Here is a 15724-nt window from a genome sequence, read left to right as displayed (position 1 = left end):
CGGGCGGCCGGTAACCCGGCCGTAACCGCTTCGCGTTACGCGGACATTACACATGATCCAACACGCTCGTCCGGGGAGCGGCGGCGCGCCGCGCGAGGAGGGCGGGGCTGTGCGGGTGCTGGTGGCCGAGGACGAGCGGATGCTCGCCGACTCGATCGCGGAGGGGCTGCGCGCCGAGGCGATCGCGGTGGACGTGGTGTACGACGGCGAGGCCGCGCTGGACCGGCTCGGCGGGCACGACTACGACGTGCTGCTGCTCGACCGGGACCTGCCGGTCGTGCACGGCGACGAGGTGTGCCGGGCCGTCGCGGGCTCGCGGTCGCAGGTGCGGGTGCTGATGCTGACGGCCGCGTCGTCGGTGTCCGCCCGGGTGGAGGGGCTGGGCCTCGGCGCCGACGACTACCTGGCCAAGCCGTTCGCCTTCGAGGAACTGCTCGCGCGCGTGCGCGCGCTCGGCCGCCGCGTCCGCCCGGCGGATCCGCCGACGTTCGAACGCGCGGGGATCCGGCTCGACCCGTCCCACCGGGAGGTGTTCCGGGACGGCCGGTACGTCCACCTGGCCCGCAAGGAGTTCGCGGTGCTCGCGGAGCTGCTCCGCGCGGACGGCACGGTCGTGTCCGCCGAGCGCCTGCTGGAGAAGGTGTGGGACGAGCACACCGACCCGTTCACCAACACCGTCCGGGTGACCCTGATGAAGCTGCGGCGCAGGCTCGGGGACCCGCCCGTCATCGAGACCGTCCCGGGAGTGGGGTACCGGATTCCATGAGACCGACGATCCGCGCGCGGCTGACTCTGCTGTACGGCGGCATGTTCGTCGTGGCCGGGCTGGTGCTGCTCACGCTGACCTATCTGCTCGTGCAGAACAACCTGCAGGGGCCGCGCGGGCAGTTGGAGGACCAGATCTTCACCTCCACGAAGGCGCTGGGAGGGACCGCGTCGATACCGGGCGGGGCCGTGCCGCTGCCGGGCGAGGTCGCGCGGACGCCGCGCGGGGCCGTGCCGATGCCGGGTGGGACGCCGGACGCGCTGCGGCTGCTGCAGTCGCCCGCGGTCCGGACGACGGATCCGCTGCTGCTCATGCAGGGGACGCGGGGGACGAAGCCGACCCAGGTCCCCAAGGCGGGCCTCACCGCGCTGCGCACCGGTCCGGAGACCAAGGCGGCCTACCTCATCCAGCGCCAGCGGGTCGGCGGGGCGGCCGACGACTTCCAGAAGGCGACGCTCGACTCCGTCCTGACGCAGGGGGCGATCGCGCTCGGCCTGGTGGCGCTGGCGGCGCTCGGGCTCGGCTGGCTGATGGCCGACCGCGCGCTGCGGCCCGTCCAGCGGATCACCGAGACCGCGCGGCGGGTCGCGAGCGGCCACGACCTGACCGAGCGGATCCGGTACGCCGGGCCGCGCGACGAGGTGCGCGAGCTGGCCGACACCTTCGACACGATGCTCGGCCGGCTGTCCCGGTCGTTCGACGGGCAGCGCCGGTTCGTCGCCAACGCCTCGCACGAGCTGCGCACGCCGCTGGCGATCAACCGGACGCTGGTGGACGTGGCGGTGCGGCGGCGCGGCGCGTCGGAGGACGTGCGGCGGCTGGGCGAGTCGCTGCTGGTGGTGAACGAGCGGCACGAGCGGCTGATCGACGGGCTGCTCACCCTCGCGGGCGGCGAGAACGAGGTGACCGAGCGGACCCCGCTGGACCTCGCCGACGTCGCCCGGCACGTGGTGGATCTCGCGGCGGCGGAGCACGGCGAGGCGGCCGAGCGGGACGTCACGGTGCGCGGCGAGCTGGACCCGGCGCCGACGGCGGGGGACCCGGTGCTGCTGGAGCGGCTCGTGCAGAACCTGGTGGAGAACGCCGTCCGGCACAACCGGCGCGGCGGGACGTGCCGGGTGCTGACCGGGGTGCACGACGGCTGGACGGAGCTGACGGTGACCAACACCGGGCCGGTCGTCCCGGCCTACGAGACCGAGACGATCTTCGAACCGTTCCGGCGGCTCGGCGCGGAGCGGGTGCGGTCGGACCGGGGCAGCGGGCTGGGGCTGTCGATCGTCCGCGCGGTGGCGGGCGCGCACGGCGGAACGGCGACCGCGTCCCCGAATCCGGGGGGTGGTCTGCGGGTCACCGTGCGATTGCCGAATTCGGGATGAATGTGATCTGAGAGGCCCCTGGTGCGCGCGGGGGGAACGGTTATGAGATCGTTCTCTTGACGATCTTCGTGCCGCACGAATATCGGTCAACGATCAATTATCAATTACGGATGCCTACAACGGGGAAGCGTGGGGTCCGTGGGGATGGCGTGGCACAATTATAACGCTGAGGTAAGAGAGCCCTTACCTGGCCTGACCTGCCGGTACGGACGGATCAGGGCGGACGCGTGCAAATACCGAACGACCTGGGTATTGCTTATCCGCCGCACCGCCGGACGATCCCGGACGGTCTTCTCAAATGCGCCACCACCTGCGTAGACTCCCGGAACCCGCGTAGCCGTGCGCAGTGACTGATTCGGCGTTGCCGCCGAGGGGTGCAGGGGGCCCGTCCCTCCTCGGAGACATTGAACCGGCCGCGCGCGGGGTACGCGGTAAAGATCGTCCGTTCGGACGATCCGGATCGCCACGCCCCTGTCGAGGAGGACGGATGTCTGGGCTTTCCCTGTCAAGCCCGGCCGTTGCGAAAGCCGCGGACGTCAGTCTCGGCGGCGGTGACCTCACTTTGGTGGTCGTCGTCGCCGTGGTCGCGCTGCTGGCACTGGCCGTCGCCGCAGGACTGGTACGGGAGGTGCTGGCCGCGGGCCAGGGCACCGCCAAGATGCAGTCCATCGCGCGGGCCGTCCAGGTGGGCGCGCTCGCCTACCTGAAACGCCAGTTCCGCACGGTCGCCATCTTCGTCGTCGTCATCCCGTTCCTCCTGCTCCTGCTGCCCGCCGACAGCACGGGCGAGCGGATCGGCCGATCGGTCTTCTTCGTCGTCGGGGCGCTGTTCTCGGCGGTCACCGGCTTCACCGGCATGTGGCTGGCGGTGCGCGGCAACGTGCGCGTCGCCGCCGCCGCCCGCGATGCCGAGGGTGGCGAGCGCAAGGCCATGCGCATCGCGTTCCGCACCGGCGGCGTGGCGGGCATGTTCACCGTCGGGCTCGGCCTGTTCGGCGCGGCCGTGGTCGTCCTCGCCTACAAGGGCGAGGCCCCGAAGGTGCTGGAGGGCTTCGGATTCGGCGCCGCGCTGCTCGCCATGTTCATGCGGGTCGGCGGCGGCATCTTCACCAAGGCCGCCGACGTCGGCGCCGACCTGGTCGGCAAGGTCGAGCAGGGCATCCCCGAGGACGACCCGCGCAACGCGGCGACGATCGCCGACAACGTGGGCGACAACGTCGGCGACTGCGCCGGGATGGCCGCCGACCTGTTCGAGTCGTACGCGGTCATGCTGGTCGCCGCGCTCATCCTCGGCACCAACGCGTTCGGCAACGAGGGCCTGGTGTTCCCGCTGCTCGTCCCGATGATCGGCGTGATCACCGCGGTGGTCGGCATCTTCGCCGTCGCGCCGCGCGCGTCCGACCGGTCCGGGATGTCGGCGATCAACCGCGGCTTCTTCATCTCCGCGATCTTCTCGGCCGTGCTGGTCGCCGTCGCGGCCTTCACCTACCTGCCGTCCTCCTTCGCCGACCTGCACGGCGTGACCGACCAGGGCATCCGGGGGCTGGACGCCGACCCGCGCTGGGTGGCGCTCGGCGCCGTCCTCATCGGGATCGTGCTGGCCAGCGCGATCCAGCTGCTCACGGGGTACTTCACCGAGACCAACCGCAAGCCGGTCAAGGAGGTCACCGGCAGCGCCCGCACCGGCCCGGCGACCGTGATCCTGTCCGGCATCTCGCTCGGCCTGGAGTCGGCCGTCTACACCGCCCTGGTGATCGCCGGCGCCGTCTACGGCGCGTTCCTGCTCGGCTTCGGCAACACCACGGTCGCGCTGTTCGCCGTGGCGATGGCCGGCACCGGCCTGCTGACGACGGTCGGCGTGATCGTCTCCATGGACACCTTCGGGCCGGTCTCCGACAACGCGCAGGGCATCGCCGAGATGTCCGGCGACGTCCAGGGCGAGGCCGCCGCCGTGCTGGAGCGGCTGGACGCGGTCGGCAACACCACCAAGGCGATCACCAAGGGCATCGCGATCGCGACGGCCGTGCTCGCCGCGACCGCGCTGTTCGGCTCGTTCCGGACGACCGTGGTGAACGCGCTCGGCCACGCCTCGCCCTCGGCGCGCGACGCGCTCGGGAACTTCAAGGTGTTCTCGCTGTCCATCGACAACCCGAACGTGCTGATCGGCCTGGTGATCGGCGCGGCCGTGGTGTTCCTGTTCGCCGGTCTGGCGATCATGGCGGTCGGCCGGGCGGCCGGACGGGTCGTGGTGGAGGTCCGCAACCAGTTCCGCACCCGTCCGGGGATCATGGACGGCACCGAGGAGCCCGACTACGACCGGGTCGTGTCGATCTGCACCCAGGACGCGCAGCGCGAGCTCGCCACCCCCGGCCTGCTGGCGATCATGACGCCGATCGCGGTCGGGTTCGCGCTCGGCTACGCCCCCCTCGGCGCGTACCTGGGCGGCGCGATCGCGGCCGGGGTGCTGATGGCGGTGTTCCTCTCCAACTCCGGCGGGGCCTGGGACAACGCCAAGAAGCTGGTCGAGGAGGGCAGGCTCGGCGGGAAGGGCTCCGACGCGCACGCCGCCACGGTCATCGGCGACACCGTCGGCGACCCGTTCAAGGACACCGCCGGCCCCGCGATCAACCCGCTGATCAAGGTGATGAACCTGGTCGCGCTGCTGGTCGCGGACGCCGTCGTGCGCTACGCCGGGAACACCTGGCTGCGCGTGCTGGTCTCCCTCGTCGCGGTCGCCGTGGTGGTCGCCGCGATCGTGGTCTCCAAGCGGCGCGCCGACCCGATGGGCGGGATGGGCTCGTCCGAGCCGCCCACCCGGACCGACGCCGGGGCCGACGCCGGGGCCGGGGCGGCCGTCCCGCCCGCCGCGGAGACGCCCGCCGTCGAGACGCCCCGTGGTGAGGCGTCCGGCGGCGAGGCGTCCGGTGGGGAGACGCGGGCGGTGGAGACGCCCGTGGTGGCGGAGCCCGCCGGCGGGTCGACGGTCACGGCGGGCGGCGAGATCCCCGCCCAGTCGGAGTCCAACGGCGCTCCGCGCGCCGCGGACCCCACCGCGAAGGAGTGATCCGCTGAGGGCCGCTCCGCGCCGCCCGCGATGGCGTCCGGCGTGATCGGCCGAGAGCCCGCTCCGCGCCCCCGTCCGGCCCGTCCGGACGGGGGCGCGTGGCGTCGCGGCCCGGCGGCGCTCCTGGGACGGGGCCTCGGGTGGACCTGGATACGGGGCATCGAAGTGCGCCCGTACGCTTGTACGACACCACATCGAAACGCGGGAGGCGCGGCCTTGAGCGGCGAGAAGTCCACCCTGTCCGGCCCGAAGGGGTTCGCCCTCGTCCTCGTCGGGATGCTGGCGATCATCGGCGTGCTCTTCCTGATCGCCTACCTGGTCTCGCCGTAGGGTTCGGTGCATGCCGACATTGATCGTGCTGCGGCACGCCAAGGCCGAGGACGGCTTCGGGAAGGACGACGCCGACCGGGAGCTCACCGGGCGCGGCCGCCGCGACGCCTCCGCCGCCGGGGACTGGCTGCGCTCGCAGGGCCGCACGCCCGGCCTGGTGCTCTGCTCGCCCGCCGTCCGCACCCGGCAGACCCTCGACGAGCTGCGCCTGGACGCGGACGTCCGGTACGAGCCTCTGATCTACGCCAACGACGCCGAGGAGCTGCTGGAACTCGTCCGGGAGACCGGCGACGAGGTGGGCGTGCTGCTGCTGGTCGGGCACAACCCGTCGGTGCACCAGCTCGTCCACGACCTGGCCCCGGACGGGGCGCCCCCCGGTTTCCCCACGTGCTCGCTCGCCGTCATCGACCTGCCGGACGCCTGGAGCGCCGTCCGCCTCGGCTCCGGCGACCTCACCGCCTACCGGGACCCCAGGGCTTGATTTCAAAGTCCCGGCCCACTTCGCTCGCCTGGCGGCTCGCTTCGTGACCGCGCCTGGGCGAACGCGGCATCGCTTCGCGATCTGCCCGGTTGCGCTCGCCTTCGGCTTCACTCCACCGAGCAGGTCACGCGTTCGCGCGCGTGGCTGAGGGGGGTCGAGAGAGGCCCTAGGTCCGTCGCGCAGCGAGGACCCGCTGCCCGTCGGGCACTGGCGCTTGCTCAGCCGGTCTCCTGGAGGCGTTCGTTCGGCTTCTGCTCGGCCGAGGGGGTGGCCTGCGCCTCGGCTGGCCGGGTGGACTTGAGGGCGTTGTCGATCAGGATGTCGGTGTCCCGGCGCAGGGAGCGCAGCGCGTAGCGGGTGCCGGAGATCTGCAGCAGCGTGGTGCGCAGCGGGGTGAAGTCGAACTCCCCGACGCCCGCCTTGACCTCCTCACGGCGGCGGCGGGCGATCGCGGCCAGGTGCTCGTCCAGGGCCCGGAACTCCTCGTCGAGCCGCTCCTCGGTGGACGGCCCCTCGGACGCGGCGGGATCGGGCGCCGGGTCGGCCATGACCGCCGCCGACTCCTCCAGCAGGTCGGCGATCCGGTCCAGGATCTCGGGCACGGGCCCGGCGTCGGTCTCCTGCTCGCGGGTCATCCGGCCGACCGCGATGAGGTGGTCGCGGATCCGGTGCGCGGCGGCGATCGCGGCGCGCAGCTCGCGGATGCGCCGCTCGTCCGGGACCCGCTCGTGGCCGAGCCGGGTGCGCGTGTCCGCGACGTCCTCGGCGCACTCCTCGGCGGTCACGATCTTGTCGTGCGGCAGCCGCTCGCGCTCCCGGACGACCACCTCGGCGGTCGACCGCACCAGGTCGGCCTGCGCGCTCAGCAGGGCGCGCAGCTGGCGCGGCAGCCGCTCCAGGTAGCCCGCGGGCCACAGCAGCCGGACGGCGAGGACGGTCAGGATCCCGCCCGCCACGGTGAGGCCGATCCGCTCCCCCGCGGCGACCCAGTTCGACGGCGTGGAGAAGTCGAGCAGCATCAGGCCGAGCGGCGTGCCGAACAGGAACCAGTAGGTGATGATGATGTGCCGCAGCGTGAACGCGACCAGCGCGAACACGAAGACGATCACGGCCGTGGTGATCTGGTCGGGGGCGAGGGTGAGCAGCAGCGCCGCGACGACCGAGCCGAGCCCGGTGCCGATGACCCGCTCGATGACCCGGTCGATGGTCTCGCCGTAGGTGCCGCGCAGGCTGAGCATCGCGGTGATCACCATCCACTGCCCGTGCTCCACGTGCAGCGCGGCGGTCAGCGACATCGCCACCAGGGCCGTCACGTAGACCCGCGTGGCCTGCCGGAACGCCGGGGACCGGGTGCGGACGGCCCGGACCAGCCGGTCCCAGGCCGACACCGGGTGCGGCGTCGGGAGCTGCGGCGGCCCGAACCCGAGCCGCAGCCCGGCCTTGACCAGCCGCCGCGCCGAGTCCACCCCGCCCGCGATCCGGTCGATGGCCCGGTCGATCTGGTCGATCAGCGCGACCGCGACCAGGTTCTCCTCGCCGACCATCCCGGCCCGGCGGATCCGGTCGCTCTGCCGGGCCAGCCGCCGGATCGCGGCCGAGTCCAGGTCGCCGAGCGGCGCGCCCAGCGGGGACTCGCCGGCGGTCCGGACGGCCTCCGACAGCAGCCGCAGCCGGGCGGCGAGCGCGGCGATCGCGACGTGCGCCTCCAGCTCCCACTCGCGGTTGCGGTGCGGCGGCTGGCCGCGCTCGGCCTCGATGAGGGCGCGCAGCGCGACGGTCTCGTGCAGGAGCCGGGAGAGCGCCTCGATCAGCCGCTCCGGCCGCGTCGGCTCGTTCCGGCCGTGGCCCGTCCGGTACATGGCGTAGGTGGAGCGCGCCTCGGTCAGCGCCTCGGCGGCGGCGCGGCGCTGCTCCTCCCAGTCGACCGCGTGCACGACGGCGGCGAGGTCCGGGTTGGTGATCTGGACGGCCTCCAAGGGCGCGGCGTCCGGGGAGCCGATCTCCTGGGCGACCGCGTCGAGGACGCCCGCGACGGCGTCGGCCGCGTCCGCCAGGGCGTCCCGCAGCGGGCGCAGCCGCCGCGCGGGCCAGGGCGCGAGCACGATCACACAGAACAGCACGCCGCCGATGAGCTCCAGGAAGCCGATGTACACGATGTCGCCGCCGCTCGGCCGGACGGCCGCCAGCAGCACGGCGAGCCCGGCGGTCGAGCCGATCCAGTTCACCGCCGAGCCGACCGCCACCACCGGCGGGACGGCGAGGACCGACAGCCAGGCGTGCCCGCTGAGCAGCCCGCCGACGCCGGACCCGACCGCCACCAGCGCGACGGCGGTGCCGAGGTTGCGGGCCTGCGCGCCGTACGGCCCCTCCGGCGCGCGCTGCGCCACCAGGAACGCGCCGAGCGCGATCATGGCGCCCGCGGCGGCGCGGCCGGTCAGCGCACCGATGATCAGCGGCGCGGTGATCGCGAGCGCCGCGGAGAGCCCGTAGAAGGGCGTCGCCTCGCTGCCGAACGAGCCGATCGAGGCGTACGTCTTCCGGACGCGCTGCAGCACCCGTGGCATCGCCCCCCCGACCTCATGAAAGACCGAGGGAGGTATACCCCGCCGGAACCAGGGTGATCACCAAGGGGTGGTGTCGGTCGCGTCACCTCTGTCCCGGTTCCGGGCGTTCGGACGGGACAAGCGCCGCGAACCGGCCCGTTCCGCCCGCCGTCCGCGAGTTCCGTGGGAGCGTGCGGGCCGGTCGTGGACGGGGCGGGTCAGGCGACGGAGGGGTCGGCGGCGTCGGCCGCCTCGACGTCCTCGCGGGAGATGCCGAGCAGGAACAGGATCGTGTCCAGGTAGGGGACGTTGACCGCGGTGTCGGCGGCCTCCCGGACGACCGGCTTGGCGTTGTAGGCGATGCCGAGCCCGGCGGCCTGGAGCATGTCGAGGTCGTTCGCGCCGTCGCCGATCGCGACCGTCTGGCTCACCGGGATCCCGGCCTGGCGGGCGAACCGCCTCAGCGCGGCGGCCTTGCCCGCCCGGTCGATGACCGGGCCGACGACGCGTCCGGTCAGCCGGCCGTCCTGGACCTCCAGGGTGTTGGCGGCCGAGTAGTCGATCCCGAGATCGTGCACCAGCGCGTCGGTGACCTGCGTGAACCCGCCGGAGACGATCGCGAACTTGTAGTCCAGGCGCTTCAGCGTGCGGACCATCGTGCGGGCCCCGGCGGCCAGTTTGATCTTCTTGCGGACGATGTCGAGCGCCGCGGCGTCCAGCCCGGCGAGCAGCGCGACCCGCTCCCGCAGCGACCCCTCGAAGTCGAGCTCGCCGCGCATCGCGGCCTCGGTGACCTTGGCGACCTCGTCCAGGCAGCCCGCCTCCTCGGCGAGCAGTTCGATCACCTCGCCCTGGATGAGGGTGGAGTCGACGTCCATGACGATCAGCCGCTTGGCCCGGCGGTGCAGCCCGCCCGGCTGGACGGCCACGTCCACCTGCCGTTCGGCGGCCTCGCGGGCGAGCGCGCCGCGCAGGGCGGCGGCGTCCGCGCCGGACACGTCCATCTCGATGCAGGTGACCGGGTCGCCCGCGAGCCGCTCGATGCGGTCGATGTTGGCGCCGTTCGCGGCGATCTGCCCGGCGATCCCGGCCATCGCGGCGGGCAGCAGCGGGGAGCCGAGCACAGTGACGTGCAGGCGGCCGCGGCGGCGCGGCACGGCCCGGTCGCGCCCGGTGGACAGCTCGACCTCCATGTCGAGGTCCGCGGCGACGCGCTGGGCGGCCGTCCAGACCCGCCCGATGTCGGCCCCGTCCTCGTAGGCGACCAGGACGCCGAGGACGAGCCGGCCGCGGATCACGACCTGCTCGACGTCGGCGACCGTCACCGGGAACTCGGCGAGGGTGCTGAAGAGCCGCGACGTCACCCCGGGTCGGTCGCGGCCGGTGAGCGTGATGAGGAGCGTGCGCTGTGCTGTCCCGTCCATGCTGCTCACCACGGTACCGGCCGCTCAGGGCGCCCGTCTGTGACGTCCACCATGCGGACGCCGAGCGTTCAGCCCGTGCTGCCGGGCGTTCACGCGTCAGTCAGGCACGATGAGATTGAGGTCCCCGAATTCGTGCCAAAGGTAGCGCTCGTCCAAGGCGGCGGCATAGAGGGCCGACAGGAGGGGGCGTCCGGCGATCGCCGTCAACATCATCAGATGGGACGATTTCGGCTCGTGCAGGCCGGTGAGCAGGCCGTCCACGGCCCGGATGCCGCCCTCGGGGGTCACGACGTGCTCGGTCCAGCCGCTGAGCGGGCCGCCCGCCGCGACCGTCTCCAGGGCCCGGACGGCCGTGGTCCCGACGGCGATCACCCGTCCGCCGTGCGCGCGGACGTGCCGGGTCAGCTCCCAGGTGGGCTCCGGCACCCGGTACCGCTCGGCGTACGGCGGTTCGTGGGCCTCGGGGGACGCGACGCCGGTGTGCAGGGTGAGCGGGGCGAGCAGGACGCCGCGCGCGACGAGCCGGGTCACCAGGTCGGGCGTGAACGGGCGGGCCGCGCTCGGCATCTCCGCTCCGCCGTCGTCCCGGTCGAACGCGAAAGCGGTCTGGTAGTCGGCGGACGGCCAGTCCCGCCGGACGTAGCCGTACCGGATCGGGGCGCCGTTGCGCAGCAGGTAGGGGACGACGGGGGTGCTGAGCCGGGCGTGCCACAGCCGGTCCGTGTGCCGCCGGACGAGCGTCAGCGTCGCGCCGTCCGGCATCGGGATCCACTCGCTGGGGGAGCCGCCGCCGTACGGCAGGCTCCCCTTGCCGGACCGCCGCCGCAGCTCGACGAGCCAGTCCCGCCCGGAGAGGCCGTTCTCGCCGCCGTCCGGGCCGTCCGCTCCGGGGACGGGGGTGGAGAAGTGGACGGCGAGCCGGTCCAGCCGGACGGCGGCGGGCAGCGTCGCGGAGGTGTTGACCACCAGCAGGTCGCCGGGCCGGAGCAGGTCGGGGAGGTCGCGGAACGCGTGGTGGCCGACCTCACCGGTCGTGCTCCGTCCGAGCAGCAGCCGGACGCCGTCGCGGGACCGGCCGCGCGCCTCGGGCGGCTCGTGGGCCTCCAGGTCGGCCGGGAGGGTGAAGTCCAGGGTTTCGGTCATGACGAACTCCGGGGAGTGAGGCGGAGCGCGGCGACGACGCCGAGGGTGGCGAGCGCGGTCATCAGGACGCCCGCGACCGCGAGCCCGGTGCCCAGGTGGTCGGTGCCGACGGCGGCGACCAGCGCACCCGCGGCGCCGACGAACAGCGAGGAGCCGAGGTTGTCGGCGATCTGCAGCGCGGCCGAGTTGACGCCCTGCTCCTCCTGCGGCGAGTCGTTCAGGGTCAGCACGCTGAGGCTGCTGATCGCGAAGCCCATGCCGGCGCCGCCGAGGGCCCAGGCGGGCGCGGCGGCCCATCCGCTGACCTGCACGGCGACGGCCGCGCCCGCGATCCCGGCGGTGACCAGCACCGCCCCGAGCCGGACGAAGAAGGCGCGCGGGCGCTCGGACCGGCCCTGGATCTGCGAGGCCGCCGACCAGCCGAGCGCGCCGAGGGTCAGCACGACGCCCGCCTGCGGGGGGCTGAACTTGTGCAGGCTGGTCAGCGCCAGCGGGATGAAGACGTCCATGCCGAAGAACGCGCCGGACAGCAGGCCGCGCGTCAGCACCACGCTGGGCAGCCCGCGGCCGAACCGCAGCGTCCCGGTGGGCAGCATTTTCGGCAGCCCGAAACCCAGGCCGGCCAGTCCGGCCGCCACGCCCACGGCCATGACGACTCCGGGGTGCTGGAGGCCGTACAGCAGCACGCCCGCGCCGCCCGAGACGGTGACCGCCGCGAGGTACCGGACGGCCGGGGTCCGCCGCGGCGTCCCCTCGCCCGGCCCGACGTCGCGCAGCGCGGGCACCAGCAGCGCCGCCGCCGGGACGACCAGCGGGATCAGCCCGAGGAACACCCAGCGCCAGCCCGCGTGCTGCGCGACCAGCCCGCCGATGGCCGGGCCGATCAGCGACGGCAGCACCCACGCGGCCGACAGCGCCGCGAACACACGGGGCCGCAGGTACTCGGCGTAGACGCGGGCGATCAGCACGTACACCGCGACCATCGCGATCCCGGTGCCGAGGCCCTGCAGGGTGCGGGACCCGATGAAGACCCACATGGTGGGGGCGGCCCCGGCCGTCGCCAGGCCCGCCACGAACAGCGCGAGCCCCGTCAGCAGCGGCCGGGCCGGACCGGAACGGTCCACCCAGCCGCCCGAGAGCACGGTGGTCAGCAGGCTGGCGATCAGCGTCGCGCTGAACCCCCAGCCGTACAGCGACAGGCCGTCCAGGTCGCGCGCCGTGACCGGCATGACCGTCCCGACCGCCATCGACTCGAACGCCAGCAGCGTCACGACCAGCACGATGCCGAGCGTGGGCAGCAGCATCCGCCCGCTCCAGACCCCGCCCGCGGGCTCGGCGGCCACGCCGTCCGGCGTGGGGTCGGCGGCGGGCGCGGTACGGGGGACGTCGTCAGCGAGGGAGGCGTGGTCGATCAGGGGGCCGTCGGAGGGCTCGGAGGGGGTTTCGGGTTCCAGCACAGTGGTCATTGTGCGGTTCCTTCCGGAATGGGTGAGCCGAGGTCGGCGACGCGCTTGCGGCCGCTGGGCCCCCGCGACGCGATCAGGCCGAGCAGCGCGGCGGCGGCCTGCTCGGGCGGGGGAGCGGAGTCCGCGTCCTCGCCAGAGGCGCGCAGCATGTCGGTGCGCATGTCACCGGGATCGACCCACCAGACGGCCACGTCGGGCTCCTCGGCCGCCAGCACGTGCGAGAGCTGGTCCAGCGCGGCCTTGGTGGCGCCGTAGCCGCCCCAGGTCGGGTAGCCCTTGACCGCCGCGTCCGAACTGATGTTGAGGATCGCTCCGCGCCGCTCGCGCAGCCCCGGCAGGAACGCCTGGACGAGCGCCAGCGGCGCGACGACGTTGGTGCGGAACGCGGCCTCGAACTCGTCCAGCGGCTGGTCGGCCAGGCGCGGCAGCGGCGTCGTGCCGAGCGTGCTCGCGTTGTTGACCAGCAGGTCGATCCCGCCCGCCGCCTCCACGGCCCGGAGCAGGTCCGCCCGGTGCGCCGGGTCCGCGACGTCGCCGGGGACGGGGACGGCGTTCGGGCCGATCGCTGCGGCGGCCTCGGCCAGCGCGTCGGCCGAGCGGGCGTCGACGACGACCGTCCAGCCGTCGCGGGCGAGTGCGGCGGCGAGGGCACGGCCCAGGCCCTTGGACGCTCCGGTGATCAGTGCGGTCTTCGTCATGCCGCCGACGCTATTTCGCCCGTCCGACAGCCACATCGGCCGCGCGGGCAAATGATCGTCAGCCCTTGGACCTAGGGCTCGCGGCCCCCGCCGGGAGGGGCCGCGAGCGGCTCAGAGCGGGGTGCTCAGTGGTTCGGGCGGTACGCCACGACCGCCGGACGGGTGCCGAGGGTTCCGCCGAGCAGGAGCGTGCCCGTCCCGCGCAACGGCGTCACGTTCTCCCACGCGTCGAACTCGCGTCCGCCCAGCTTTTCCGGGATGAGGTCCACATGCCATTTGCCTGCGGCGTTGCGGTGGTACAGCACGTTGCGCTCCCGGTAGCGAGGCGGGGTGCTCTCACCGAGCGGCATGCCCATGAGCATGAAGTCGCCCCGGTCGGTCACGACGGGCCGCGAGGTCACGCTGAGTTCGTCCGCCCCGGGGATCCGCTCGCGGTGCCAGCCGCGCCGGTCCCGGAAGAAGACATAGCTCTTCCCGCGCAGGTCGCGGCCGGCCACCCAGATGTGGTCGCGGTCGGCGGTGATGCCGGAGAAGAAGGCGTCGGCGGCGCTCCGGGGGAGGCGTTCGCGCTTCCAGGCACGGCCGTCGAAGTGCGCCACGACCGAGCTGCCGTCGCCCGAGTTGTCGAAGCCCGCGGCCCAGATGTCGCGGGACGACCGGAAGACCACGTCGTGCACCTGGACCCGGGTGGCGGTCCGCTTCCAGGCGCGGCCGTCGAAGTGCCAGATGGCGGCCTTGGTCTCGTCGGACCGCCCCACCGTGAAGACCCAGACGTCGCGCGCGCTCGGCGCGGCGATCCCCGTCAGCATGCTGCCGGGGAACGACTTCATGATCGTCCACTTGCGGCCGTCCCAGCGCAGGACGCGCGGGGGGATCTTCCGGGAAGGCGCGGCCTTTGAGGAGGTCGTGAACGCTTCCATCGTCCCGACCCAGAGGTTCCGGTCGGAGGAGGCGGACGTGACGTCGATCGTCTCGTCCATCGTGCGGGGCAGCGCGGACGCGCGCCACTTTCCGCCGGTCAGATGGTAGGCGCGCGGCCTCGAACCGCTGCTGTCGGTGGTGAACGTCCAGGCAGTGGACTTGCCTGTCGCGACGGTCGCGGTGGAAGCGGATCCGGTGGAGGCGCGGAAGGAGACGCGCCAGGAGCTCCTGGCGGCGGCTGTGTCGGCGGTGACGGCGGCCGTGGCCGGGGTCGTGGACGCTTGCACGGCGGCGACCGTCAGGACGGTCGCCGAGGCGGCGATGAACGCGGTCACCCGCCGGAGGGAACGGCTCAAAAGGAACCCCGATGTAGTGGGATCTTGAGAAATCGCCGAATCCTACTCAGGTGGTCCCATACCGCCGATGGGTGAGGGGGCGTTTGCGGGGCTCGTCCACGGGGAGGACGTGCGAGCGGCGGAGCCCGGCCCAGGGGCTGATTCGCCGTGGGGCGTCCAGCGAGTACGGTTTTCACAGGTGGGCGCAACGGCGTTCACCGGCGAGGATGAGGGGCCGGGCCGAACCGGTATGAGCGCATCCGACGTGGGCTGCGACAACGCGCACGAGTGCGAGTGCGGGGGCGGGCACGCGCGCCCGGGCGACGGCGGGCACGCGCGCGGGCGTGAGCGCGCGCACGCGCGCAGCCACGCGCCGGGCGTGCAAGCAGCTGCGGGCGGGTACGCGCGCGAGAGCGACGAGGAGGCCGCGCTGCACGCGGTCAGCTCGGCCGTGCTCGCGGTCACCCGGCACCTGTCGGTCCGCGAGGTGCTCCAGGTGATCGTCCGGGCTGCCGCGCGGCTGCTGGACGCCCGCTACGCCGCCCTCGGTGTCCCGGACGACCAGGGCTCGTTCGCCGAGTTCGTCGTCGAGGGCGTCAGCTCCGCCCAGTGGGAGCGGATCGGTCCCATGCCGCGTCAGCACGGCATGCTCGCCGCGATGCTCCGCGACAGCGAGCCGAGGCGGCTCGACGACATCCGCCGCGAGCCCGAGTTCGAGGGCTGGCCAGCGGCGCATCCGGTGCTGAAGGACTTCCTCGGCGTCCCGATCCGGGACGGCGAGCAGGTGCTCGGCCTGCTCTTCCTGGCCAACCGCCGCACCCCCGCCTCACACGCCTCCGGCGACGTCCGCGCCGTCACCGACCCCACGGCCGTGCCCGCGCAGGCGGGGTCGTGCGGTGGCCTGGTGGGACGGCGCGGGTTCAGCGAGCGCGACCAGGAGCTGCTGACCCTGTTCGCCGCGCACGCCGCGATCGCGATCACCAACGCGCGGCTGTACGAGGCGAACCGCGAGCTGACCGTCGTCGCCGAGCGGAACCGGCTGGCGCGCGAGCTGCACGACGCGGTCGCGCAGCGGCTGTTCTCGCTGCGGCTCACCGCCCGGGCCGCGTCCGCCCTCGCCGAGCGCGACCCGGCGCGCGCCGTCCGGGAGCTCGACCAGGTGGAGCGGCTCGCGGCC

At 73.7% G+C, this 15724-nt stretch carries 11 protein-coding genes; 5 read left to right on the top strand and 6 right to left on the bottom strand.

What is annotated here, in order from left to right; genetic code table 11:
* Positions 1-109: 109 nt before the first annotated feature.
* The 4 genes from AB0J52_RS01640 to AB0J52_RS01625 all read left to right on the top strand — a co-directional run bounded on the left by AB0J52_RS01640 (position 110) and on the right by AB0J52_RS01625 (position 6017).
* The gene (locus AB0J52_RS01640) at positions 110-766 is read left to right on the top strand and encodes a response regulator transcription factor (protein WP_500179622.1); all 657 of its coding nucleotides are present in this window, start codon (positions 110-112) and stop codon (positions 764-766) included.
* Positions 763-2142: a sensor histidine kinase gene (locus tag AB0J52_RS01635; RefSeq protein ID WP_500179609.1), complete on the top strand. Its 1380-nt coding sequence runs from the start codon at positions 763-765 to the stop codon at positions 2140-2142. Before AB0J52_RS01640 ends, AB0J52_RS01635 begins: the two co-directional genes overlap by 4 nt.
* A 487-nt stretch (positions 2143-2629) precedes the next feature.
* Positions 2630-5206: a sodium-translocating pyrophosphatase gene (locus AB0J52_RS01630; protein WP_500179608.1), complete on the top strand. Its 2577-nt coding sequence runs from the start codon at positions 2630-2632 to the stop codon at positions 5204-5206.
* A gap of 340 nt (positions 5207-5546) precedes the next feature.
* Positions 5547-6017 (top strand): SixA phosphatase family protein, encoded by a 471-nt coding sequence (locus AB0J52_RS01625; RefSeq protein ID WP_500179607.1) that lies wholly within the window; start codon positions 5547-5549, stop codon positions 6015-6017.
* 218 nt (positions 6018-6235) lie between these two features.
* On the opposite strand, the gene AB0J52_RS01620 is transcribed toward AB0J52_RS01625, so the two are convergent.
* The 6 genes from AB0J52_RS01620 to AB0J52_RS01595 form a co-directional block, all read right to left on the bottom strand.
* Positions 6236-8581: an FUSC family protein gene (locus tag AB0J52_RS01620; protein WP_500179606.1), complete on the bottom strand. Its 2346-nt coding sequence runs from the start codon at positions 8579-8581 to the stop codon at positions 6236-6238.
* A gap of 197 nt (positions 8582-8778) precedes the next feature.
* Positions 8779-9984: a phosphoserine phosphatase SerB gene (serB, locus tag AB0J52_RS01615; protein WP_500179605.1), complete on the bottom strand. Its 1206-nt coding sequence runs from the start codon at positions 9982-9984 to the stop codon at positions 8779-8781.
* A gap of 96 nt (positions 9985-10080) precedes the next feature.
* Positions 10081-11127, bottom strand: a complete 1047-nt coding sequence (locus tag AB0J52_RS01610; protein WP_500179604.1) for an S-adenosylmethionine:tRNA ribosyltransferase-isomerase — start codon at positions 11125-11127, stop codon at positions 10081-10083.
* Positions 11124-12593, bottom strand: coding sequence for an MFS transporter (locus tag AB0J52_RS01605; RefSeq protein ID WP_500179603.1), 1470 nt, complete (start codon positions 12591-12593; stop codon positions 11124-11126). The genes AB0J52_RS01610 and AB0J52_RS01605 overlap by 4 nt, the downstream gene beginning before the upstream one ends.
* The gene (locus AB0J52_RS01600) at positions 12590-13291 is read right to left on the bottom strand and encodes an SDR family NAD(P)-dependent oxidoreductase (protein ID WP_500179602.1); all 702 of its coding nucleotides are present in this window, start codon (positions 13289-13291) and stop codon (positions 12590-12592) included. Before AB0J52_RS01600 ends, AB0J52_RS01605 begins: the two co-directional genes overlap by 4 nt.
* A gap of 125 nt (positions 13292-13416) precedes the next feature.
* Entirely contained in the window at positions 13417-14547 is a 1131-nt protein-coding gene (locus AB0J52_RS01595) for a hypothetical protein (RefSeq protein ID WP_500179601.1), read from the bottom strand.
* A gap of 250 nt (positions 14548-14797) precedes the next feature.
* Here AB0J52_RS01595 and AB0J52_RS01590 point away from each other — a divergent pair.
* The coding region (locus AB0J52_RS01590; protein WP_500179600.1) for a GAF domain-containing protein at positions 14798-15724 on the top strand (927 nt) is incomplete at its 3' end.

The organism is Spirillospora sp. NPDC049652 (assembly GCF_040675125.1).
GTDB lineage: Bacteria > Actinomycetota > Actinomycetes > Streptosporangiales > Streptosporangiaceae > Spirillospora.
This window is presented reverse-complemented; position numbering and strand designations above follow the sequence as displayed.